Here is a 23,508-nt window from a genome sequence, read left to right as displayed (position 1 = left end):
GGATAGTATGCCGATCGCATCTTCATTTCCGTCAGCCAGCGGTTCATCACCACGACGTTCGTCGCCAGGGCGCACGCTCGACGCGCTCAACTTCTTTCTCGCCGATGTTCGCGATGGTCTGGGCCCCTATCTGGCGATCTATCTGCTGGCTGTACGCGGACCCGCACACGGCTGGAACGAGGCGACGGTCGGTCTGGTGCTGACCATCGCCGGCGTCGTCGGTCTGCTCGCCCAAGTGCCAGCGGGCAGCCTGATCGATCGCAGCCGCAACAAACCCCGCATAGTCATGATTGCGGCGCTCCTGGTGACTCTCACCAGCGTCTCGTTGCCGTTCGTTTTCGGGTTCGCCGCCGTAACCGTCTCGCAGTCGATCGCTGCGGCCGCAGGCGCAATATTTGCGCCTGCCATATCGGCGATCACATTGGGCCTCATTGGCCCAAAGATGTTCGCCAGGCGCGTGGGTCGCAACGAAGCTTTCAACCATGCCGGAAACGCCGTGTCGGCCGCACTTGCAGGTTTGCTCGCCTGGAAGTTCGGACCCTTGGTGGTGTTCTGGCTGATGGGCGCACTGACAGTCGCCAGCATCCTGAGCGCGATGCGAATCCGCAACGATGATATCGATAATGCCGTCGCGCGCGGACTCGACTGTGAGCCAGATGAGGAATGCGACGAACCGAGCGGATGGAAGACCCTTGTCGAGAACCGGCCACTGATGCTGTTCGCAGTGATCGCCTTCCTGTTCCATCTCGCCAACGCGGCGATGCTGACCTCGGTCAGCCAATTGCTTGCCAAGACAGTCGGCAAGGATCAGGCCACTTCGCTGACCGCCGCCTGCATCGTCGCGGCTCAACTGGTGATGGTTCCTGTCGCGATCATCGTTGGCCGCTATACCGAGCGCTGGGGCACCAAGCCGCTGTTCCTCGTCGCCTTTGCCGTCCTGGCTGCGCGCGGCGCGCTCTACACGCTATCGAACGGTCCCTACTGGCTGGTTAGCGTGCAAGCGCTCGACGGTGTGGGCGCCGGTATCTTCGGAGCATTATTCCCGGTGGTGATCGCCGATCTGACGAGCGGATCGGGGCGGTTCAATGTCAGCCAGGGGGCGGTCGCAACGACGCAGGGACTAGGGGCCGCATTGTCGGCTACCCTGGCCGGATCAATCATCGTTTGGGAAGGATACATTGCGAGCTTCTTCACTCTTTCCGTGATCGCGATCGCCGGGCTTTTGCTATACCTGGTGGTAATGCCAGAAACAAAAAAGATCTGAAATTCGAGGACCCCCGCCAGCCACAAGTCCTTTATAGCTATACCCTAAAGGCACCGATCCGCTGCGAAGAACGGCTTCAATCGATTCCCGACATTCGCGTTCCGTGGGTTGAACGACCGGGTGTGGTCGCGTGCTGCCGAAAGGGGGAAGCAAGGGCATGCTCCCCCATCTTAAGAGCCTATGGCTTCGCGGCGACCGGCAGGCGGAATGGCGCGCCGAGGCGATTGAACGCGTTCATTGCCGCGATCACTAGCGTGAGATCGACCAAGTCCTTTTCAGCAAAGACGGCGGCAGCGGCGGCATAGGCTTCGTCCGAAGCATGGGTCGTGCTGACATTGGTCACTTCCTCCGCCCAAGCCAACGCTGACCGATACTGGTCAGAAAACAGGTGCGGCACCTCCGCCCAGACAGGAACGAGGGCAACCTTGTCGATCGCCATGGTCTTGAGCAGATCGCGCGTATGCATATCGATGCAGTGGGCGCAGCCATTGATTTGCGACACTCGTAGAAAGACCAGATGGATCAGCTCTTCAGGAAGATCCGTTTTCTTGGTGACATAATGATGGATACCGAACAGAGCCTTGGCGCCCTCGGGCGCGATTTCCGACCAGTTTAAACGCTTTATCTCGGTCATACTGCTTTCCTCGTAATCGGCGCCGAGCACCGGCGCTCGCTGACTTGACGAGGTACGCCGGTGCATCGTGACATTATGGCGCAGATATTTTTCGTTCCCGCCGACGTCCCATGTCACACCGGAGGTAGCCATCTCGTCATGCAGGAAGACACCTGCATTGGAGACATGGACATGAAGATCGTTATCATTGGCGGTACCGGACTGATCGGTCGGCCCCTCGTCGGACTGCTGCGGGCCGAGGGTCATGAGGTCGTCGCCGCATCGCCCAGCAACGGCGTTGATGCCCAAGCCGGCACAGGTCTGGCTCGGGCACTAACGGATGCTGCCGTGCTAGTTGATGTCAGCAATGCTCCTTCGTTCGAGGATGCGGCCGCTCTCGCCTTCTTTCGCGGCACCACGGCGAACCTGCTGGAAGCAGCCCGCCACGCCGGGGTGCGCCACTTCGTCGCGCTCTCGGTCGTCGGCACGGATCGTCTTCAAGCCTCGGGCTATTTTCGTGCCAAGCTAGCTCAGGAACAGCTGATCGCCGCTGGCGGCGTTCCCTACACGGTCGTGCGGGCCACCCAGTTCTTCGAATTTCTGTCGACCATCGCGGACGGCTATACGCAGGGCGACGCCGCGCACTTGCCGGGCATCGCGCTACAGCCGGTCGCTGCCGCCGACATCTCGGCCCTGCTTGCCGAGATAGCCACGGCTGTTCCGGCAGATGGCATCGTCGAAGTCGCGGGACCCGAGCGCGCGCCGCTCGCGGAATTCACCGCCAGCTGGCTTGGCGCGCGAGATGATCCGCGCCGGATCGTCGTCACCGACGATCGCAATTATTTCGGCGCCCCCGCCGACGACCACACGCTGGTACCTGGAGAGGACGCGCGGATCGCGCGTACGCGTTTTGATGCATGGCTTGCCGCTCATTTGCAGGGGCAGGCGGCATGAACAGGCGCCTTCCTATCGCGCTGGCCGTAGCGCTTGGTCTCGGAGCCATAGCCAATGGCTTGTTCATGCTGATCTCGCCTGCGAACTGGTACTTCGCGGTCCCGGGCGTCACCACCACCGGCCCGTTCAACCAGCACTTTCTGCGCGACATCGGGCTGATCTTCCTTCTAGTCGGTAGCGCGATGCTGACCGGTGCCGCGCGGCCGGCGACACGCGTTACGCTGTGGTTCCTCGCTGCGCTCTGGCTTGGGGGCCACGCGCTGTTCCATTTCTGGGAGGTGGCGGTGGGCATCTGCGGGACGGGCGCGCTCGTTCAGGATTTTCCTGCGGTGACGCTTCCGGCTATACTGACGGCCGCTCTCGCCCTGTGGGCCTGGCGCGATGCGGCAGGCGGCAGTCGCCAGTCGCATCCGGTGGAGGACTCTCGTGCCACGCACTGACGGACGCCTCGCTGATTTCGAGGCCGAGCGGCCAAGACTGCTGCGTCTTGGATATCGGATGCTTGGATCGGTCAGCGAGGCGGAGGATGTCGTTCAGGAGGCCTGGCTGCGATGGGCGGCAAGGGCGGAGGGCGTTGACGCGCCGGCGGCGTATCTGACCCGCATTGTCACGCGTCTCTGCCTCGACCAGCTCAAGTCGGCCCGCGCGCGCCGGGAGACCTACGTCGGGGCCTGGCTGCCCGAACCGCTCATGGGAACGACCGAGGCGGAGGAGGCGATCGCCGATGACGTGACGCTCACTCTGATGCTCGCCATGGAGCGCCTGTCCCCGCTGGAGCGTGCTGCCTTTCTGCTCCACGACGTGTTCGACATGGCGCTGACCGATGTCGCGACGACATTGGGGCGCGAGCCTGCAGCCGTGCGACAGCTTGCCTCGCGCGCACGCAAGCACGTGCAGCATGCGCGGCCACGTTTTACCGTAGAGGCGACGGAGGCCGATCAGATCGCGCGAGCCTTCTTTTCTGCTGCCCGCGACGGTGACACGGTTGCATTGTCCACACTGCTGGCGCGCGACGTCGAGATCCATTCCGATGGCGGCGGCAAGGTCATCGCTTTCCGCAATGTGGTGCGTGGGATCGACCGCGCGCTTCGTTTGTTTGCCGGGCTGCGTCGGAAGTATACCTCAGCGCCGACGCTGCTACGCACTGCGACCATTAACGGCCTGCCCGGCTACATCAGTATCGATCGAGGCAACGTGCTCCAGACCACTGCGCTTGATGTAACCGATGGCCGCATCATGGGGATCTATATAGTTCGTAATCCAGACAAGCTCCGCCATGTGGCGGCAGCTTTCGGCACAGACGGTCATCCGCAGCACAGCCACTGAAGGTCGTGAATTGGTCGGTTCCGCTGCAAGCCGGCCTGCCGCCAGAACGGGCGCTCAGGCCCCCTGGCCGCGGCATCGTTAGGAGAAATGCCGCAAAAGGATCTACAGAATGGCGTATGCATTACACAGCCACGGCTAGCCGTCCTCTGTCGGGGATATCCAATCTTCCTGACCATGCCGGACGCGCAGAATGATGACCTCACCCTCATCCCCCACATCATAAATGACCAGGTGGGCCTTGTAGGGATGCACGCGGGCAGGAGGCGAGATTTCCTCTCGCAAGCGCGCGGCATGGGGATAATCAGCGAGAAACGCGAAAATCGCGCTCGGCCCTTCGTGATAGGCTTCGGCCTGCTGCAAGCCAAACTGCCCTATGCCTTCGAGAGAGATGGCTGTCAGATCGTCGGCTGCGGCGCGTGTTAAGCCAAAACGTGGCACGGTCAGGTTTGCAAGCCATCTTGGCTGATCGCTCGCGCCCGGATGTCGGCCATCGTTTCGTCACTCAGACCGCTGGCTCGCGCTTCATCGACAAGGCGCTGCATGGCGGCGACCTTGTCGGCGCGTTCCTGGTCACGGCGGATGAGATTGCGAACATAGTCGCTGGCATTGCTATACCGACCAGTGTCAGCTTGCGCTTCCACCCATTGCTTCAACGGATCGGGCAGTGAGATATTCATTGTAGCCATGGCAACCTCCAAGGCAAGGAAAGCAGCAAAGATTGGCAAAGTTTGTCAATTGATGCTCAGCCATGGTCTGCCCCTCCCGAACAGAGGCCTTTCTGCAGCCGACGCCTTCTACAACCCCTTAGCAATACTTGCGCCAAGTCTTACAAATTTCCCCCGGAGGGATGCAGTCGTTCTTCAGAATGGCCAATTTTGGCCAATTGGAGAATGATCATGGAAATGACTGAAACCGTGAATGCTTCCCCCAAGCGCCCTGTCTGGAATGCAGGGGGCACTTTCGGTGCGAAGCGGGCCCTGAAGCCCAGGCAAATTTGGGAGATCCGTTTTTATGGGGACAGCGAGACCAAAGGTCTTCATAAGGCCGCGGATCTGATTGGATAGCTCAACCATGATCTGTACCAATCGCGTGCGGGCTGCGACCAGCGCGCGCGTCAACGAGCCCGCGTTACGCCCAAGCAATTTGGGGCGAACTTAGGTAAGAAATCCACTCATCTCTTGGCGGGAAGAGCGACGATCGCGCGCACCTCCGACACGAGACGAGTGAGTTCGTAGGGCTTGCTTACAAAACGACCGCCATCCGGAATCTCTTTGCTTGATAAAACAACGTGGCCCGAGGTCACCAACAACCGCACGTCGGGCCAGTGCGCGTGCACGAACGCTGCCAGCTCCAGTCCGTCCATCCTTCCAGGCATTCTGATGTCAGTGAATACGAGTTCGACGTGGTCGGCGGCTTCCATGATCGCTATGGCCTCATCGGCATTCTGCGCTTCAAGAACGTGAAAACCCGCTTCCGTCAGGATATCGGCGCTTATCATTCGGATCAGCGCCTCATCCTCAACAACCAGGATCGTGGGGCCGTTTGTTTCGCTCAAGTGCGCTTCCTTATCGTCCTGAAAGACGTAGCGGCCGGGCGCGGACATAGTTCCACTGCGGTCGCCCTCCCCGTGCGTGCGAGCTACCTTCTCTACCGCTGGTTATTGTTCCGGAAGAATTGCGCGTTCCCAAGCGCGCCTCATACTTCAAGCATCTGCCGCACCTTTGTCGCCAGAGCACCCATGGCGAACGGTTTCGTGATCATCTCCATTCCCGGCTCGAGAAAGCCGGAAGCAAGAGCGGCATTCTCGGCATATCCTGTCATGAACAGCACCTTCAGCCCGGGCCGCAGGACGCGTCCGGCATCGGCCACCTGCCTGCCATTTATGCCGGGCAACCCGATATCGGTTACGAGCAGATCAACGCGCCGCGCGGACTGTAGGATTTCGAAGCCACCGGGCCCATCGATAGCTTCAAGCGTTGCATAGCCCAGTTCATGCAGTTCCTCGATGATCAAGCTGCGGACTACATCATCATCCTCTACTACCAGCACCGCCTCGCCGGATTCGCTTGCCGGTATGTCGCTGGGCAGAACCGAAAGGTCGCACTCTTCATCACCATCTTCACCGCGATACCGTGGGAGATATAACTCGAATCTCGTTCCCTTGCCGATTTCGCTGTGGACCTGCGTATGACCTTTGGATTGCTGCGCGAAGCCATAGATCATCGAAAGGCCGAGGCCAGTCCCCTGTCCGATCGGCTTGGTCGTGAAGAACGGTTCGAATGCCTTCGCGATCGTATCCGCACTCATTCCAGTGCCGGTATCGGTCACGCTGACGCAGATGTATTCCCCGGAAGCGCCGCCCGGGCCACTCGCTTCCTGGGCGTCGCGCTGCCGGTTGGCCGTTTCAACCGTAAGCCTGCCGCCATGGGGCATGGCATCGCGGGCGTTGATCACAAGATTGAGTACCGCGTTTTCCAGCTGGTTAGGATCGCAGCGCGTACGCGACAGACCCTCTGCCAGATCAAGCACCAGGTCGACGCTCTCGCCGATCGTGCGGCGAACCAGATCTTCCATCGACTTAAGCAGCGCATTCACATTTACTGGCCGCGGGTCAAGAGGTTGCCGCCGCGAGAATGCCAGAAGGCGATGGGTAAGCGCAGCCGCCCGGTTTGCTGCAGTCGTCGCTCCACTCACGAAGCGGTCCAGTCCGGCGAACCTTCCTTGTGCGACCCGCTTTTGGATAATCTCCAGGCTGCCAGTGATCCCTTGAAGAAGGTTGTTGAAATCGTGAGCGATCCCGCCGGTCAACTGACCGACCGCTTCCATTTTCTGCGATTGACGAAGCTGCTCCTCGACCAGCCGCTGTTTTGTCGTTTCGACGCCGACACCGGTGCGGCGCACCGGCTTGCCCACGTGGTCGAAATACGTATGTCCTCGCGAGAGCACCCAGTGGACCGACCCGTCGCGGTGAACGATCCGATATTCGAGTTCCAGATCTCCAGCGTTGACAAGACCGCCCGCCATCGTGGCGCGAAGCGCAGCCTGGTCGTCTGGATGGACGTGGGCCAGGAAGTCGGCTCGCTTGATGCCGTTTGCACCTTTCACCGGATCGATGTCGTACAGCCGCGAGATGTTGTCGTCGCAGATGAAGCAATCGGTAGCAGCATCGAACGTCCAAACCCCGACACCCCCAACCGCGGACAGGGCCAAGCGCGCGAAATCCATCGAATCCCGCAGCTCGCGGGTCCGCTCCTCCACGCGGTGTTCGAGCTGTTCGTTCAACGATCGCAACATGGCGATAGCCCGATCGCGCTCCGCCTCTATCGCGCGCCGCTCATCCACATTGATTAGCACGCCCGGAAAGCTGCGCGGCGTGCCATCAGGGTCATGGTCCACCCGTCCATTCGCTTCAATCCAGTAGTAGCAGCCATCCGCACGGCGAACGCGGTACTGGTGCGCATAGGCGCCTCCGCGCTCGATGACGTCCTCGATCGCCGCAATAAGGCCATCGCGATCATCGGGATGAACCGTGGCAATCACCTGCTCCAGCGGGATCCCAGTCCTGCCGAGCGCCGGATCCAGGCCGAAACTTTGGGCAAATGCTGGATCAACGGCGAAGCTGTCATTTGGAATATCCCAGACCCACGTACCGATGATTGCCCCGGCGCTGAGGGCAAGCCGAACCCTTTCCGCGTTGGCCCGATCACTATGCTGCGCGGCAATCAAGGCGGTGGTCTCAGAGGCGACGTCAAGAAAGCCGACGATCCGGCCTCTCTCTCGCAGCGGGCTGTACGAAAAGGTCCAATAGGTGTCCTCCACGAAGCCGTTTCGCGTCATGACCAAGTGCATATTTTCCAGATGCACAGTTTCGCCCGACATCGCCCGTTCGATCAATGGCTCGATGTCCTTCCAGACGTCAAACCACACCTGTTCAATGGGCCGACCAAGCGCGCTGGGATGGCGTTCGCCCAGGAACGGTATGTAGGCTTCGTTGTAGACGAACGTCCGCTCGGGTCCCCAAACCGCACACATCCCGAACCCACTGGACATTATGATGTCGTAAGTCGTGCGAAGCTCCGGCGACCACCCTGCCATTGGGCCCAATGGGGTTGTTTCCCACGCGAACTCTTCCAAATCCAAAGACACCATTGCCCCCACACCGCCGCTCCAATCTTGCCGGCAATGCCTAGAACGCAAAGCTGAGAAAATGGTAGCTCGAAATACTCACATTCTTTCGCATCTGCGACATCGCATCGCAGGACCGGCGCGACCCGCCGCCCCATCCCCACCGCTCCTTGTCGGAGGCCGACCTAGCGCGAAGCAACGCTCGCGCACTTCGGACCTGCAAAGACATCATACCAGCATCTCTCTGACGCCACGACGATCACCTCAGGCTCGGTCAGTGGTATGAAAGCTTCGAGAAATCGGCAATCACACGGCGGGCTGTGAAGAAAAGCTGCGCTCGCCGCGCATGGGCGGCATTTGCCTCAGCGCGCAGGGCAGCCGGAATGCTGCATCAGCAAGCCCGCCGGATATGACCGTCACCCTTCCCGGCCGAACCCGTTTGAGGTTCGGTCGCTGTCAGGCGATAGAGCGGCGCTCCCACAGGAAGGCGCCTGATTCTTGTGTTAGGTCGTAAACTCATAAAACGAGATGGGCTGTTGCGGACGGCGCGGGCGGCGAGCTAGCTTGGCCCAATGACGACTGACCTTCTTATTGATGGCATGCTTTCGGGTACGGGCGTGCGTGATGCGGTCGCGGGCGGATATGTCGCGCCCGATGCCATAGGCCTGTCTGCACAACTGGCTGCGGATATAGCTGTTAGGCAGCGAAAGTATGAGGAGGCCCATTTTGCAGGGTTTCCCGACAACGACGTGGCCTTATTGGACGACGAAGGCCTTACGCTCTCATCGCGCGTGCGCGGGGAACTTAGCGATAGAAGGATCGGCTACTTCTCGAACGACGAATGGAGCGGCTGACCTAAGCCAGGTTCGAAATGATTGAGGTTTTGAGGCTGACGTGATCCAGCGTCTCCATTGAGATGGAGGCTTGATGACATGGCGGCGATACGAACTTACCGATAGGGAATGGGCGATCATCGGGCCACTTCTGCCGAACAAACCGCGCGGGGTTCCCCGTGTTGATGATCGGCGGGTATTGAACGGTATTCTCTGGCGGTTCCGCACCGGCTCGCCTCGGGCGGAGATACCCGAGCGCTATGGCCCTCCGACGACCTGCTACGACCGGTTCGTCCGCTGGCGCACGGCCGGGGTGTGGGATCGACTGCTCGCTACGGTTTCCGCCGCCTTTGAGGGTGAAATTGTAATGATCGGCTCCACCTGTGTCCGCGTCCACCAGCATGGTGCGACGGGTAAAAAAGGGGAGCCAGTGATCGCGGCATGGGAGGTTCCCGAGGCGGCTCACGAGCAAGATCCATGCCCTCGTTGATGCTGACGGCCGTCCCGTTGCTCTGCGACTGACCGGCGGACAGGTCCACGACAGCCAGGAAGCCGAAGCCCTACTTGAGGCCATGCCTGAAGGCGCTACATTGCTGGCCGATAATGGCTATGACAGCAATGCCATCCGTGAAGCCGCCGCCAGTAAGAACGCTTGGGCAAACATCCCCCCGCGCTCCAATCGCAAGCAACGCTTCCCCTTCTCGGGCTGGGTCTATCGCCAACGCAATCTCGTCGAGCGGTTCTTCAACCGCATCAAGCACTTCCGCGGCATTGTACGCCGCAACCATTACGACCAATGCGGACGCCGCCGAGATTGTCACATGCATCGCAGTTCTACCACTTCCCTGCCAGAACCTCAGAGCTGCCTACAATAGGCTAGGCCTCGGCTAGTGGACGATGATTGCGGCGAGTACGAACAAGGCGATGCTGCAGAGGGAAGCAACGCAAGCGTCGCCGACGCCGACGAGAAACGGCACGTCCAATTTTCTTGCGAACCAGCGGGCCTGGGTAACGAAATACCATAGGGTACCTGCACCAATCACTCCGGCCGAAATGATACGCGTGCCTGCTAACGGCAGATTCGGTGCCAAAGTGCCTATCCCCAACATCAATGCGAACGGGGACGCCGTGTAGCACTGCGCGTAAAAGGGACGGCGCAGGCTCGCTTGGTTCAAGCGTCTGTGCTGGCGACGCAAGAGGCGGACCGCCATCATTAACGGAAATAGGCTGAACAGCAGCATCCTGAGCGTCAGCAACCCCAGGTCGCTGTCGACCAAAGCCGCCAAGCCGCGCGTGTCAGATAGAATTGGGTTGCGAGCAACCGTTGCAACTTCGAGCCCGTGCGAAATGAGCAACGTCAGAAACAAGAAAAGAGGTGGACGAATCGCGTCGTCATACTGCTCTTTCGGCCGATCAGAGACTTCGCGATCGGCATAGTCCATCATACTCTGAGGTTGGACGATCGTTCGCCAAAGGGTTATTGGATAGAAAATTAGCCAGCTCATGACGCTGTAGAGGGCTTCATCGAGCGAATCGATGATTTTCATGAAATCCATGCCCATAGCTTCGCGCGTGCGCCTCAGCCTGTCGAGTGGATTACATGAGGACGATCGATCGAAGTCCCCAGCTAGAACAGCTGCAGCCAGCTGGCTTCATGCAGGCCTTAGGCGGCTCCTGTGAGATTTAGACGTTTCGCCTGACAGGGAAACGCCGAGATTAGATCGCGCTCTGCCACAAAAGCCGACGGGCCGGAACGGCGCCTCGGAATTTCCAGCGTTAACGGCAGCAATGGGTGGACACAAGCTTGGCTTGGGACAAAGCCGCCATTCGTGACTGTGATCGCGAACGACAGTCTTTTCCGATAGCGATCACTCCACCGGCCGCCAGGAGATTTCTGCCAATGGATTATGCGGTCGGACAAACCATTCAAAAAACTAACATGAATATTTTCCAGCGGCTTTGGCGTCCCCTTGAAGCAAGACGCTAATCCCGATAGCTTCGCGCCAACAGGGAAATTCATATTTCAGTTACTGGGAAGACATCGATTGCGTGCTTGCATCGCGAAAGCCATCGGTGCGGTCGCAGTTCTTACTTCGTCGAGTGTCGGTGCGCGAACGCAAGCGCCAGAACTGGACGTTCCAGCGCAGCCCTTGTCCAACGCAATCGCCATCCTGGGGCGGCAAGCTGCAGTCGAAGTCTTGCTAAACGCGCCGGGAGCGGAACGGCAGCGCACAAACGCCGTACATGGCCGCGTTTCGGCGGGTGAAGCGCTGGCCCGGATGATCCAGGGCATGGGGCTGTCCGTCCGCGCCGTGGCACCCGGCGTCTACCTGATCGTCAAAGCCCAGCCAAGCATTCGTAAAACACCGCGGGTGTCCTCGCTTCCGGTCGAGAATGCACCGGAAATCCTCGTTTCCGCCCGCCGCCGCCCGGAGCGCGATCTTGACGTGCCGCTGCTGGTCAACCACCTCAATCGTACGGCGCTGGAAAGGGGGGCTGTGCGAACGCTGGCCGATCTGGCGCGCATCACCCCCGGTTTCGTCGCCACCGGGCAGACCAGCAGCGCCACCCCGCTTCTGGTGATGCGCGGCCAGCGCCGGTCGATTAGCGACGAAAATCGCCTGCCCCTTGTTGTCTATCAGGACGAAGTGCCCTTGCCCAATCAGGCCGCGCTTTCGCCTTTATTCGATATGGCATCGGCAGAAGTTCTGCGCGGTCCGCAAGGTACTCTATTCGGTCGAAATGCGACAAGCGGTGCAGTCCTGCTGCGATCAGTGCAGCCGGGCTCTGGTGTGCCGTCCTATATCGAGGGTGAGGGGGGAAATTACGGGCTGAACCGGCTGGAAGGCGCCGTTGAAGTGCCTCTCACACAAAGCTTGACCCTGCGCGTCTCCGGCCAGCGGGTTCGGCGGAGTGGCTATACGCGGCTGCATTCCGGTGAGCGCACCGACACTGTCCATAGCGATGCGATGCGGGCCATACTGGGGTTCGATCCCGATGGTCCGTTACGCTCGACGACGACATTAGATCTGTTGAACGCCGACGAGATGGGCGCTGCGCTGATCCTCACCGGGGTCTATAGCGGCGGCAGCGTGCGCAATGCGCAGAACGCGCCGTACTTCGACTGCGGCGCCGGAGCCTGCGACATCGACAGTTACCTCGATTTGCAGAAAACGCTGGCGCGGCGGACGTCGCAGTCTAGCGTATCTCCGCAATTCCAGCGCCGATTCCGAGGCATCGGCAACGTGACGGAATTCGGCGACGGCGATCTTCTGGTCCGCAACATCGTCGGCCTTCGCACCACCCGCGTGAACTATGCCCTGGACGGCGACGGGACACCGCTGCCGATCAACGATTCCGTAAGTTCCGCACATTTGCGGCAATGGACCGAGGAACTGCAAGTACAGGGCCATGCCGGGAAACTGCGCTACATCGCCGGAGCTTTCTATCTGGAAAGCGCGCCGGACGGGCCGGTTGTGCAAAGCGTCTCCCGCTTGACCCGGCCCGACAATCCGCCGTCGCACGCGGTCAGCTACCAGACGTTCCGCAGCGCTGCTTTGTTCGGGCAGCTCACCCTGCCGATAGCGGCACATACCACCGCCGATGTGGGCCTGCGCTACACGGGGGAGCGCAGCAGCGGCTGCGCCTTGCGATCCGCCACCGTTGCGCCGCTGTCCGAACCGGAATGCCTGGCCAACTGGGGCACCAGCGCACAGGCGCGGTCGGGCCGATTAACCTGGACTTTGGCCCTGACCCGCAGGATTGGGGACCATAGCGTTTACCTTACCAGTCGGCGCGCTTTCCGGTCCGGAGGGTACAACACGCCGGCGCTGGGTGGGACGCTGAAGGTTTTTCAGACCTTTAAGCCAGAAACGCTGACGGACTTCGAACTGGGGGCGAAAGGACGCATCAATGTCGCGGGAATCACCGGTTCTTATGCAGTGGCGGGCTACCTTGGCCTCTATGACGACGTGCAGCGCGCACTGTTTCCCGACGTAAATTTCGATGGCGATCACGATCTGGCGACCGATCCGCTGACTCTTTACATCAATAGCGCTAAGGCCCAGATTGTGGGGCTGGACGTTGATTTTTCACTCGATCTTGGGACGCGGACTCATCTGACACTGACCGGATCGTGGATCGATCCGCGTTACACCCGGATCGATGCGCCTTCTGTGCTGACCGCATTGCTGGGTGGTGACCCCTTGAACAACCGGTTTACCTACACGCCGACCTTCAGTGGGGCGCTGGCCCTGTCGCGCGAAATCGCGCTGCCGGGAGCGCTTGGCAACCTGGGGCTAAGCGCCGATTATGCCTACGTCAGCAGCGTCCGTCTGACCGAGCGACCAACCGAAGCCTTTGCCCGCCAATCCGCCTATGGACTGCTGGGCGCCAGCGTGACTTGGCGCAGACCCGGCGGAATTCCGGTCGAGTTCGAGCTTTGGGGCCGCAATCTGACGGACCGCTTCTACGCCAGCGGAGGCGGAACGTTGAACCCGGCCTATACCGCCGCGACGATCATTCCGGGGCCGCCACGCACAATCGGGGTCCGTATTCGCTACAATTTCGACTGAAAACGCGATTTACGGCGCCACAAGTTCCGCGCGGGTTGCGCTTTCGTTCTCCACGCGCGCCACCCCGGCCAGTTCCAGACTCTGAAGGAATCCGCGTGTCACGCCGATGCGGAACGTGCCGCTGATCGGATGGCTTGCAATCGCCGGACTCGAGACGATGATCTCTTGCGGACTGTAGCGATTGACCTCCGCCACGGCCTGCGCCAGCGGTACGCGGTCGAAGGCGATGACGCCGCTACGCCAGGCAAGCCGCCGCTCCACCTCCGCCGCTGCGGTCCGATAGCTGCGACCGTTCCAAACCAGTTCCTGACCGGGCTCCAGCACCGTCGACTGCGCGGCGCGGCCGTCGGCTGCGGGCATATCAACGCGGACCTGTCCCTCGGCCAGCGTCACATCCACCCGGCCCTCGACTGTGCGAACTGCGAACTGAGTGCCCAGCGCGGTCACCGTCACTCCGCCGGCCGTGACCGTGAATGGCTTGCGTGGGTTTTTGGCGACTTCGAAGAATGCCTCGCCTTCGCGGATCGTGGTGCTGCGGCGCGTGTCGCTTTCCGCCACAGTCAGCGCCGTGGCAGTATTCGCGGTGATCACAGAGCCATCGGTCATGCGGAAGGTGCTCTGCTGCCCTATGCCTGTGGAGATCACACGGCTGTCGGCAACCGCCTGCGCCACTGGAGCGGAGGCTTCGCGGTGCCGCTGGACAGCCACCGCGCCGCTGACCATCGCAAGCGCCAAACAGGCCGCCATTGCCGGACGCACCCATGCCTTGCGGCCACGGCGGTTAGCCAGAGCACGTTCGCGGATCTCAAGAATGCGGGCTTCTGTCCGCATCGCCGCAGAGCCTTCCCAAGTCCGTTCCACGCTGGCCCAGGCGACGCGGTTCGCCTCGTCACGGGCGTGCCAGCTTTCAAAGTCTTCGTAATCTCGTTCCGTCGCACGCGGCGAACGAAAAACGCTGAAATAGGCCGCTGCCGTCGCTTCGGGGGAATCGATCTTTTCCAGCGCATGCGCATCGAAAGGCCGTGGGTCTACCGCCTTGGTCATGGCAGGTCCCTCGCCGCCAGAAAGCGCACCGCCTTCATGATGTGGCGCCCCACCGCGCTGGTCGATATGCCAAGATGCTCCCCGATCGCGTCGTAGGACATTTCCTCGAACCGATGGAGCACGAAAGCATCGCGCGTCATCTCGGGCATTTCCTCAAGGGCGTTGGCCAGCCGCCCAACATCCTCGCGCCCGCGCAGCAAACGCTCCGGCGTCAGTTCGTCGACGGGGTGGAAGGCTTCGGTCATTTCGTGATGGGCGCTGCGATGGCGCACGGTGTCGCGGCGGGCACGATCAGTCAGAACGCTGGCCGCGACCTGAAACAGATAGCCTTCCACATTGGCAATGGGATCGGCCTGTCCACGCACGTGCATCCGCACCAGCACGTCCTGCACGAGATCGTCGACATCCCCCGGCTGCGCCCTCTTGGCGATGTACCGGCGCAATGCGGGCACGTGCGCAGACAAGTCCAGAGCATGGGACCGAGCCTGCTCCTGCCTGTTCGGCGATGTCCTGCGCAGCGTAAAAATGAGTCCGGCCTTCCCTGACAAATGCCCGGCCTTCTTAGCCTTGGGCCGCCATCGCCGTCACCCGGAATATTTTTTCGGGCGAAACGAATGATCTGCGATCGGCTGCGTCTTGCAGATATCGGCCTGCGATCAGGGACAGGTCGACATAACATGGGGTAACAAAAAAATGACCTGTCGCAGCCTTTCGGCTCTGCTTCTCGCGTCCACCGTCCTCGCCACCGCCACTACCGCCGCTGCCCAGACGGAAGAACAGGCCCCCTCGGCAGTTCAGGCACAATCGCTCGATCAGCCCGGCGGCGACATCGTCGTCACCGCGCGCCGCCGCGAGGAAAGCGCCCAGACCGTTCCTGTGTCGGTCACTGCGTTCAATGCCGAAATGCTGCGCGAGAAGGCCGTCGTCAGCACGCAGGACCTAACCTACACGACACCGGGCCTCAACGTCGCGCCGCAGACATCGCGCGATACGCCGTCCATCGTCATTCGCGGTCAGCGCCGCGCAACCGCAGGCGCCTCCGCGCCGTCGGTCGTGACCTACTTCGCCGACGTGCCGCTGCCCAACGAAGGCAGCATCGTGCCGACCTTCGACATCAGCTCGATCCAGGTTCTGAAGGGCCCGCAGGGCACTCTATTCGGCCGCAACACCACCGGCGGCGCGCTGCTGCTCTACCCCGTCGCGCCCAGTCACGATCTGGAAGGCTACGGGCAGGCCACGCTCGGGTCTTACAACGAGACGACGTTCGAGGGGGCGGTGAACCTGCCGATCGTCGCCGACCGCGTGGCACTGCGCGTCGCGGGCCAGATCGCCCGCCGTGACGGCTACACCAAGAACCATGGCACGGGCGGCGACCTCGACGATCGCCACAACGACGCCTTTCGCGCTTCACTGCTGCTGGAGCTGATCGATGGCCTGAAGAACACAACCGTGTTTGACTGGTATCGTGCGCGTGAAAACGGCACTGGCACCGTGCTCAACGGCGTCTACCCGAACCCCGCCGTCAGCGGCGGCGGCACTGCCCGTACGGCTGCGAACCGTCCTTACTTCGACTGCGGCGTTGCCGGTTGCGACATCGACATCGCCTTAGCCGAGCAACAGGCGGCAGGCGTTCGCGACGTCAGCACCAGCATCGATCCCTATTCGCACCGCACATTCTGGGGCGTTGCCAACACTACCGAACTGGAAGTGGGCAAAGTCACGTTCAAGAACATCTTCGGCTATCGCCGCAGCAAGATTGCGGCGGCTCGCGACATGGACGGGACATACCTGCGCCTTTACGATGGCGTTTCCAATACCGACGTCGAGCAGATTTCCGACGAGTTCCAGATCCTCGGCTCCTTGCTGAACGATCGTCTGGATTGGATCGTCGGCGCCTTCTACCTCAAGAGCGACCCGACCGGGGTGAACGGCAGCGCGACCTATTCGGCCGTGATCCCGGGCAGGACCTTCACCTACAATGAGAACTACAACACATCGACCAGCAAGGCGCTGTTCGGCCAGATCGGCTATGCCTTCGGCGGTTTCGCAGAAGGTCTGCGTTTCAACGGCGGCTTCCGCTACACATGGGACAAGTCCAGCGGCTGCTCGGTCGCGGCATTGGACACGGCGGATCGCATCGGCCCTGATGCCTGCGCCTCGCGCGGCGGCAAGACCGGTTCCGAGAGCTCCAAGGCACCGACCTGGACCCTGGGCTTCGACTACAAGGTTAACGACGACCTGTTCCTCTACATCACCAACCGTCGCGGCTACCGCTCGGCTGGCTTCAACCAGAGCGGCATGTCGCCCTACTTCGACGGTTTCGAGACGTTCCAGCCCGAGAAGGTCACCGACTACGAAGCGGGCATCAAGAGCAGCTGGGAATTGGGCAGAGTGAAGGGCCGGTTCAACATCGCGGCCTATACCAGCAAGTACAACAACATCCAGCGCTCGATCTTCCCCGGTGCCGACTTCGATGGAGACGGCAATTCCGCCAACGACCCCAGCAGCCTGATCATCAATGCCGCCAAGGCGACGATCAAAGGCACCGAGTTCGACTTTTCGATCACGCCGACGAGCGGTTTCACCCTGTCCGGGTTCGGCGCCTACACCGACGCCAAGTACGACGAGTACGACGCACCGGCCGCTTTCATCCCGTTGCTGGGCACCAACCCGGTCAACAACAAGTTCTCGTACACACCCAAGTGGACGATCGGCGGCGGCGCACGTTACGCGACCTATCTTGGCGACTTCGCGGAAATGGTGTTCAACGCCAACTGGTTCCACAGCACCAAGGTCTGGTACGTGGAGCGTCCGCTGGACACCAACGGCATCCAGAAGGCTTATGACACCGTCAACCTCAAGCTGGACTTCAACAATATCGAGGATCGCGGCATCGACCTCGGATTCTTCGTGCGCAACCTGTTCGACGTCACTTATGCTGCTGCCGGTGGCGTCGTCACGCCTTCGGTGACTTCAACCACGCTCGTCTACAACGAGCCGCGCGTGTTCGGTGCCCAGTTGCGCGTGTCGTTCGGCAAGCGCTGATCCCCTACCGGCCTGCGCGGATCGCCTGAGATCCGCGCAGGCACTCTTTCGATGTGCCTTTTCGACGAGGATGTAGCCCGATGAAATCCCGCCTTCGCACTGCTTTGTTTTCTTTTTCCACACTTCTGGCCCCCACCCCCGCTCTGGCCGAGCCGCTCGCCGATGCCGATCGCAAGGAGATCCTTGCCGAAGTTGATCGCGGATCGCCCGCAATGGCGCGCAATGCGCTTCAGATCTGGTCGTGGGCCGAAGTCGGGTTTCAGGAGACGAAAAGCTCCGGCCTGTTGCAAAAGGACCTAAAGGCTGCCGGTTTCAAGGTGGCTGCCGGGGTCGCCGGGATGCCAACCGCCTTCATCGCCAGCTACAGGAACGGGGACGGACCTGTAATCGGCATTCTCGCCGAGTACGACGCCCTTCCTGGGCTCGCCCAAGCAGCAGAGCCGGAGCGCCGCGTGATCGACGGCATTGCCGGTCATGCCTGCGGCCACAACCTGTTCGGTGCGGCTTCGGTGGCCGCCGCCATCGCCACCAAGAACTGGATGGTCGCTCATGGCATCAAGGGCGAATTGCGAGTCTACGGTGCACCTGCCGAAGAAGGTGGCTCGGGCAAGGTCTTCCTCGTTCGTTCGGGCCTTACCAAGGACGTCTCCGCCATGCTGCACTGGCATGCCGGTGACGGCTATAGCGCGATGCAGGGTCATGCCCTCGCCAACGTCAGCGCCAAGTTCCGCTTCCACGGCCTCGCCTCCCACGCCGCCGCGGCGCCCGAGCGTGGCCGCTCCGCTCTCGATGGGGTGGAGGCGATGGACAACATGGTCAACATGATGCGCGAACACGTTCCGCAGGAAACCCGCATTCACTACGTCATCACCGATGGCGGCAAGGCGCCCAATGTCGTGCCGGATACGGCAGAGGTCTATTACTACGTGCGCCACCCCGACCAGCAGCAGGTCGCCGACATCATGGAGCGCGTGAAGAAGGCCGCTGAAGGCGCTGCGCTGGGCACGGGCACCACCGTGGAATACGATCAGATCGGCGGCACCTTCGATCTGTTACCCAACGATACGCTGGGCCACATGATGTACGACAACCTGAAGCAGGTTCCGCTGCCCACATACACGGCCGAGGAACAGACGTTCATCGACAAGATCGCCACTACGCTGCCCAAGGGTGGCCGTAAGCAGGTGTCAGGCGTCGCGCCTTATTCGAGCGGCGAGATTATGTCAGCCTCCACTGATGTGGGCGACGTCAGCTACACCACACCCACCGCGGGTCTTTCGACGGGCACCTGGGTTCCCGGCACGCCGCCGCACAGCTGGCAGGCCGTTGCCGCCAGCGGCGCCAGCATCGGCACCAAAGGTGCAGAGGTCGCCAGCAAAACGCTGGCGCTGACTGCGGCGCAGTTGTTCCAAAGCCCGGAAACGCTGGCAGCCGCGAAGAAGGAACTGGACGAACGACGTGGTGCGGACTTCGTCTACCACTCCCTGCTTGGCGATAAGGCGCCTTCGCTGGATTACCGCAAGGCCCCTGCCGCAAAGAACTGACCGGACCCATCCTGAACCCGGTTTCGCCCCTCCGGCGGAACCGGGTCCTTTTTCGGTCCTGACTACCCCCCTTCCGAAGAGAATTGCCTATGTCACGTCGCCTGACGACCTTCATCGTCGCCGGGATGGTTTCCGGCGTCTGCGCGGGATTTGCCGCAAACCAGCTTGTCGGCGACACGCCTGAAACAGCAAAGGAGGTCGCGAGCTACTTCCACCTTCTTGCCGATGTGTTCCTGCATCTGATCAAGATGATCGTCGCCCCGCTGGTGTTTTCGACACTGGTGGCAGGCATGGCCCATATGGGGGACAGCACGGCGCTGGGCCGCATAGGCGGGCGGGCAATGGCGTGGTTCCTGACCGCCAGCCTGCTTTCGCTTGCGCTGGGCCTTGCTTTGGTGAACCTGCTGGCTCCAGGCGAAGGGCTGCATCTGGTCCGCACCGGCGGCGCGGCGGCGGTCGATGCGCAGGCGCTGAACTTCCGCGACTTCGTGTTGCACGTCTTCCCCACGTCCATGGTGGGAGCGATGGCGGAGAACTCGATCCTGCAGATCGTCGTCTTCTCGATCTTCGTGGGCTTAGCCCTCACCGCGATCGGAGAGGATGGCAAACCCATCGTCATACTGATCGAAGCGATGGTGAAGATGATGCTGACCGTCACCGGTTATGTCATGCAGATGGCCCCGCTGGCCGTATTCGGCGCATTGGCGGCGGCGGTGACTAGCGAGGGGATCGGCGTGCTGGCCACGTTCGGTAAGCTTGTCGGATCGTTCTACCTTGCGCTGGGTTCGCTATGGCTTCTGCTGATCTGCGCGGGCAGTCTGTTTCTGGGACGGCAGATATTTGTTCTGCTGCGCCATGTGCGCGAACCGGTACTGCTGGCTTTCTCCACCGCGTCGTCAGAGGCCGCCTACCCCAAGATGCTGGAGCAGCTTGACCGGTTCGGCGTGCCCCGGCGTATCTACAGCTTCATCCTGCCACTGGGGTACAGCTTCAACCTCGACGGTTCGATGATGTATGCCACATTCGCTACGCTGTTCATCGCGCAGGCTTACGGCATCTACCTGCCGATCATGACGCAGATCACGATCCTGCTGGTGCTCATGGTGACCAGCAAAGGAATCGCCGCCGTACCCCGCGCATCGCTGGTCGTCGTGGCGGCCACATTGGGGCAGTTCGACCTGCCTGTGGAAGGGATCGCCTTCATCCTTGCCGTCGATCACTTTATGGACATGGGCCGTACCGCCACCAACGTGCTGGGCAATGCCATCGCGACAGCTGTCGTGAGCAAGTGGGAGCTGAAACGCCAAGGCGAACGATTGGCTGACGCATTGTTAGCTTAGCAAAAACGAGAAGAGAAATGCTTTCGCGCCCGACTGAATGCACCTTACTCCACAACGAGTCCGCAGAGTTCCGGTCCTACAGGCCCATTGCGCGGACTTACCGATAAATCAGACCATGGGTTATAGAAGCGATTATCGCCAGCGAATGGCGGCTTTCCGCGGATTCGGGCAGTCCTTCCAGGAGCTGTGAACAGCGCAAGCCGGCCGCCAGCTGCCGTAACCGGATGAGGTGGATGGCTCCCGCTCGCGGCATCTAAGTGCCAAGATGGGTTTGCTGTCATGCAACCCGAGCAGAGGAGCCACCCGCCATGGAAATTAGCACGATCGGCCTCGATTTGGCCAAGAACATTTTTTCAGGTTCACGGTATCAGCGCGACCGGCGAGGTCGTCATTCGCAAAGCGCTGCGGCGATCGCAGCTGCTGCGACCTGGTGAAGATGAGGATAAGCGACATCGCTTGTGACCGCAAATTTCGGACACGGGCAACGATGGTTCAGCAAAAGACCGGGATTGCACACTGGCGCAGCGGCGATGCCTATCCGAGGCAACAGAATAAGCGAGCTGGCCGAAAGTGCTCTCATCCTCTGCACAGTCAGAACATCGCAAACCCGTCCCGTGTCAATCTGGTGCAGACGTCTTTCGCCGGCTGCATCAGGCCAGTCCGAGGCGATTTTTGGATCGGCGCGGCAGCCCCGCTTCCATTCACCGAAGAAGTGGGCAACAAGAGCGGCATGCTGCGCACACTCTATCCGCCGATCGAACCCTATGCCTCCGGAACGCTCGACACCGGCGAAGGCCACAGCATCTATTATGAGCGGTGCGGCACGCCGGGCGCAAAGCCTGCGGTCTTCGTGCATGGCGGCCCCGGCGGCGGGATTTCGCCGGCGCATCGCGGATTGTTCGATCCGGACCTCTACGATGTCATCCTGTTCGACCAGCGAGGCTGCGGCCGGTCGACGCCGCATGCATCGCTCGATGCCAACACGACCTGGCACCTTGTTGCAGACATCGAACGCCTGCGGGAGCTAGCGGGCGCCGAGCAATGGCTCGTGTTCGGCGGCTCCTGGGGCTCCACGCTTTCGCTGGCGTACGCACAAACGCATCCTGAGCGGGTGAGCGAACTGGTCCTGCGAGGCATCTACATGTGCTCCCGGGCTGAACTCGACTGGTTTTACCAGTTCGGTGTGTCACAGCTGTTTCCGGACAAATACGAGCGCCTGGTGGCGCCGATCCCCGAGGCCGAGCGAGGCGAAATTCTGCGCGCCTACCACCGGCGCCTGACAACGGGCTCGATGGAAGAGCAGATCGAGGCCGCGCGCGCGTGGAGTCTGTTCGAAGGGGAAGTCATTACCCTCCTACCCGACGCTGCGACCTCTCGGCAGCATGACGACGGACATTTCGCGCTCGCCTTCGCCCGGCTGGAGACCCACTATTTCGTGAATGACTGCTGGCTCGAGCCTGATCAGCTCTTACGCGGCGCGCATAAGCTTCGCGCTATTCCCGGGACGATCGTGCATGGGCGCTACGACATGCCCTGCCCCGCGCATTACGCATGGGCGCTGCACAAGGCCTGGCCCGAAGCCGACTTCCATCTGATCGAAGGCGCAGGTCATGCCTATTCCGAGCCGGGCATCCTGGACCGGCTGATCCGCACCACGGATCTGTACGCGAACAAGGCGAATGGCTGACCTCGGGGTGCCCCCCATCTGAGCCGCCATCCTGGACGATGCGCGAAGCCCGCGTGTCGGCCAAAGATGATATTGGAAAAATCGGCAAACTCGCTTCAGGTCGCAGTTCGCCTGCCGATCCAGAACCGCGGCGGGGCGGCTATCGGGACGGTGACGTCAGTCAGTACGTCAACGCTGATCCGTCCGTGTAGGGAAAACCGGCCCGCGCACGGTCATCCGCGTCTCGTCATACGGCCGCTGCAGCGCCGCGATTTCAGCGTAGGATCCGCGCAGCCAGAGATCGATGTCCCCGGGTTCCAGGATGGTAATCATCGCCTTGGGATGGATCGGCCTGACCAGCGCATTGGCGTCGCAGGTGACCATCGCGAAGCTGCCCCCGATCTGCGTCCGTTGCCAAAACCCCGCAACCGCGAACACGGGCTGATCTTTCACAGAAAACCACATCTCGCCTTTGAGCGGCGGCTTGCCGTCGCCAAGATCATGCTTGTCCGGGGTAAACTCACAGAACTCGGTCAGCGGCACGACGCAGCGGTTCTTCGGATCTGCGGCAAGCCGAGATTACGCACATTCGTCATCGGCCAGGCGCCCTGACCGCCCAGAACGTCCCAGCTCATCACGTCCCACCCTCGGACGCCGCCCTGCTCGCGGATCACGTAGGCCCGTCCCTTCGGCCTCAGCTCCTGCGGATCGAAGCGATTGTCGCGCGGCCTCTCGTCAAAGAGCGCAGCTACCGATCCCCACAGCGTCTCCGGCTCTCCCTTGAAGCGGGCACGGTTGCACATGGCATGTCTCCTGATCGATCGCTCCAGCTCGAGCCGCCCGGCAAGCTTATACCTGGCGCTGCTTCCGGCAAATGGAACGGCCAAAGAATTGCTCCCACGCCGCGCTACGCCGGCCCGCTCTCTTCATACCGCCCGGCAAGCCGCAGCTGGCGGACAATCCCGTTGAAGGCGGCCGTCACTCCCTGCGCCCTGCCGATTTCATTGTCCTGGCTGGCAGCATCCCAGTAGAGCTCGAGCGGCCAGCGCTCGCGGCAATGCGGAAGCAGACATCTCAGCGCCAGGCGAACCTCTACTGTGTCGACGCGGCCGTCGCTGCAGCGCGTGACACCGCCGCGCAGGATATGCAGCGAGAGCGCGATGATCACGCGGTGGTGTTT

Annotated in this window: 19 protein-coding genes and 4 pseudogenes; 12 read left to right on the top strand and 11 right to left on the bottom strand. The window is 61.4% G+C overall.

The window, feature by feature from the left end; genetic code table 11:
- Positions 1-7: 7 nt before the first annotated feature.
- A complete protein-coding gene (locus ACZ1J6_RS22765) occupies positions 8-1,264 on the top strand; it encodes an MFS transporter (protein WP_465128603.1) in 1,257 nt (418 codons plus the stop codon).
- A 178-nt stretch (positions 1,265-1,442) separates the two neighbouring features.
- Here ACZ1J6_RS22765 and ACZ1J6_RS22760 read toward each other — a convergent pair whose 3' ends face one another.
- Positions 1,443-1,898, bottom strand: a complete 456-nt coding sequence (locus tag ACZ1J6_RS22760; protein WP_465128831.1) for a carboxymuconolactone decarboxylase family protein — start codon at positions 1,896-1,898, stop codon at positions 1,443-1,445.
- Positions 1,899-2,069: 171 nt separating this feature from the next.
- On the opposite strand from ACZ1J6_RS22760, the gene ACZ1J6_RS22755 reads away from it, so the two are divergent.
- From ACZ1J6_RS22755 to ACZ1J6_RS22745, 3 genes are read left to right on the top strand one after another with little or no spacing between them, the layout of a single operon-like run.
- Positions 2,070-2,831 (top strand): SDR family oxidoreductase, encoded by a 762-nt coding sequence (locus ACZ1J6_RS22755; RefSeq protein ID WP_465128830.1) that lies wholly within the window; start codon positions 2,070-2,072, stop codon positions 2,829-2,831.
- A complete protein-coding gene (locus tag ACZ1J6_RS22750) occupies positions 2,828-3,271 on the top strand; it encodes a hypothetical protein (RefSeq protein WP_465128602.1) in 444 nt (147 codons plus the stop codon). Before ACZ1J6_RS22755 ends, ACZ1J6_RS22750 begins: the two co-directional genes overlap by 4 nt.
- Entirely contained in the window at positions 3,213-4,157 is a 945-nt protein-coding gene (locus ACZ1J6_RS22745) for a sigma-70 family RNA polymerase sigma factor (RefSeq protein WP_465128601.1), read from the top strand. The genes ACZ1J6_RS22750 and ACZ1J6_RS22745 overlap by 59 nt, the downstream gene beginning before the upstream one ends.
- A 135-nt stretch (positions 4,158-4,292) precedes the next feature.
- On the opposite strand, the gene ACZ1J6_RS22740 is transcribed toward ACZ1J6_RS22745, so the two are convergent.
- From ACZ1J6_RS22740 to ACZ1J6_RS22720, 5 genes and pseudogenes are all read right to left on the bottom strand, one after another.
- Positions 4,293-4,595: a type II toxin-antitoxin system RelE/ParE family toxin gene (locus ACZ1J6_RS22740; protein ID WP_132270567.1), complete on the bottom strand. Its 303-nt coding sequence runs from the start codon at positions 4,593-4,595 to the stop codon at positions 4,293-4,295.
- 2 nt (positions 4,596-4,597) lie between these two features.
- Entirely contained in the window at positions 4,598-4,843 is a 246-nt protein-coding gene (locus ACZ1J6_RS22735) for a type II toxin-antitoxin system ParD family antitoxin (RefSeq protein ID WP_465128600.1), read from the bottom strand.
- A gap of 327 nt (positions 4,844-5,170) precedes the next feature.
- Positions 5,171-5,275: pseudogene (locus ACZ1J6_RS22730) on the bottom strand (IS110 family transposase); the annotation flags it as partial.
- A gap of 53 nt (positions 5,276-5,328) precedes the next feature.
- Entirely contained in the window at positions 5,329-5,712 is a 384-nt protein-coding gene (locus ACZ1J6_RS22725; protein ID WP_243654516.1) for a response regulator, read from the bottom strand.
- 140 nt (positions 5,713-5,852) lie between these two features.
- Complete coding sequence (locus tag ACZ1J6_RS22720) at positions 5,853-8,207, bottom strand: PAS domain-containing protein (RefSeq protein WP_465128599.1); 2,355 nt, start codon at positions 8,205-8,207, stop codon at positions 5,853-5,855.
- A 647-nt stretch (positions 8,208-8,854) separates the two neighbouring features.
- On the opposite strand from ACZ1J6_RS22720, the gene ACZ1J6_RS22715 reads away from it, so the two are divergent.
- Positions 8,855-9,136, top strand: a complete 282-nt coding sequence (locus ACZ1J6_RS22715) for a hypothetical protein (RefSeq protein WP_465128598.1) — start codon at positions 8,855-8,857, stop codon at positions 9,134-9,136.
- A gap of 73 nt (positions 9,137-9,209) precedes the next feature.
- Positions 9,210-9,990, top strand: a pseudogene (locus tag ACZ1J6_RS22710) (IS5 family transposase).
- A gap of 12 nt (positions 9,991-10,002) precedes the next feature.
- Here the strand turns inward: ACZ1J6_RS22710 and ACZ1J6_RS22705 are convergent.
- Positions 10,003-10,662 (bottom strand): hypothetical protein, encoded by a 660-nt coding sequence (locus tag ACZ1J6_RS22705; RefSeq protein ID WP_465128597.1) that lies wholly within the window; start codon positions 10,660-10,662, stop codon positions 10,003-10,005.
- Between the two features lie 423 nt (positions 10,663-11,085).
- On the opposite strand from ACZ1J6_RS22705, the gene ACZ1J6_RS22700 reads away from it, so the two are divergent.
- Positions 11,086-13,689, top strand: coding sequence for a TonB-dependent receptor (locus ACZ1J6_RS22700; RefSeq protein ID WP_465128596.1), 2,604 nt, complete (start codon positions 11,086-11,088; stop codon positions 13,687-13,689).
- 9 nt (positions 13,690-13,698) lie between these two features.
- Here ACZ1J6_RS22700 and ACZ1J6_RS22695 read toward each other — a convergent pair whose 3' ends face one another.
- Together ACZ1J6_RS22695 and ACZ1J6_RS22690 are read right to left on the bottom strand one after the other, a co-directional pair.
- On the bottom strand, positions 13,699-14,733 hold the full coding sequence (locus tag ACZ1J6_RS22695) for a FecR family protein (protein WP_465128595.1): 1,035 nt from the start codon (positions 14,731-14,733) through the stop codon (positions 13,699-13,701).
- Entirely contained in the window at positions 14,730-15,185 is a 456-nt protein-coding gene (locus ACZ1J6_RS22690; RefSeq protein WP_243654494.1) for an RNA polymerase sigma factor, read from the bottom strand. Before ACZ1J6_RS22690 ends, ACZ1J6_RS22695 begins: the two co-directional genes overlap by 4 nt.
- A 241-nt stretch (positions 15,186-15,426) precedes the next feature.
- On the opposite strand from ACZ1J6_RS22690, the gene ACZ1J6_RS22685 reads away from it, so the two are divergent.
- The 5 genes and pseudogenes from ACZ1J6_RS22685 (at position 15,427) to pip (ending at position 22,349) form a co-directional block, all read left to right on the top strand.
- Positions 15,427-17,778 carry a TonB-dependent receptor gene (locus ACZ1J6_RS22685; protein WP_465128594.1) on the top strand — a complete coding sequence of 784 codons (2,352 nt, stop codon included), beginning with the start codon at positions 15,427-15,429 and terminating at the stop codon, positions 17,776-17,778.
- Between the two features lie 80 nt (positions 17,779-17,858).
- On the top strand, positions 17,859-19,322 hold the full coding sequence (locus ACZ1J6_RS22680) for an amidohydrolase (protein ID WP_465128593.1): 1,464 nt from the start codon (positions 17,859-17,861) through the stop codon (positions 19,320-19,322).
- 89 nt (positions 19,323-19,411) lie between these two features.
- The gene (locus ACZ1J6_RS22675) at positions 19,412-20,662 is read left to right on the top strand and encodes a dicarboxylate/amino acid:cation symporter (RefSeq protein ID WP_132270343.1); all 1,251 of its coding nucleotides are present in this window, start codon (positions 19,412-19,414) and stop codon (positions 20,660-20,662) included.
- Positions 20,663-20,970: 308 nt separating this feature from the next.
- Positions 20,971-21,085: pseudogene (locus ACZ1J6_RS22670) on the top strand (IS110 family transposase); the annotation flags it as partial.
- A 307-nt stretch (positions 21,086-21,392) separates the two neighbouring features.
- Positions 21,393-22,349 carry a prolyl aminopeptidase gene (pip, locus tag ACZ1J6_RS22665; protein ID WP_465128829.1) on the top strand — a complete coding sequence of 319 codons (957 nt, stop codon included), beginning with the start codon at positions 21,393-21,395 and terminating at the stop codon, positions 22,347-22,349.
- Between the two features lie 168 nt (positions 22,350-22,517).
- Here pip and ACZ1J6_RS22660 read toward each other — a convergent pair.
- Together ACZ1J6_RS22660 and ACZ1J6_RS22655 are read right to left on the bottom strand one after the other, a co-directional pair.
- Positions 22,518-23,131 (bottom strand): annotated as a pseudogene (locus ACZ1J6_RS22660) (SOS response-associated peptidase family protein).
- A 104-nt stretch (positions 23,132-23,235) separates the two neighbouring features.
- Positions 23,236-23,496, bottom strand: coding sequence for a hypothetical protein (locus ACZ1J6_RS22655; protein WP_243654493.1), 261 nt, complete (start codon positions 23,494-23,496; stop codon positions 23,236-23,238).
- Positions 23,497-23,508: the final 12 nt, after the last annotated feature.

This window comes from Novosphingobium sp. BL-S-21, from assembly GCF_055521655.1.
This window is presented reverse-complemented; position numbering and strand designations above follow the sequence as displayed.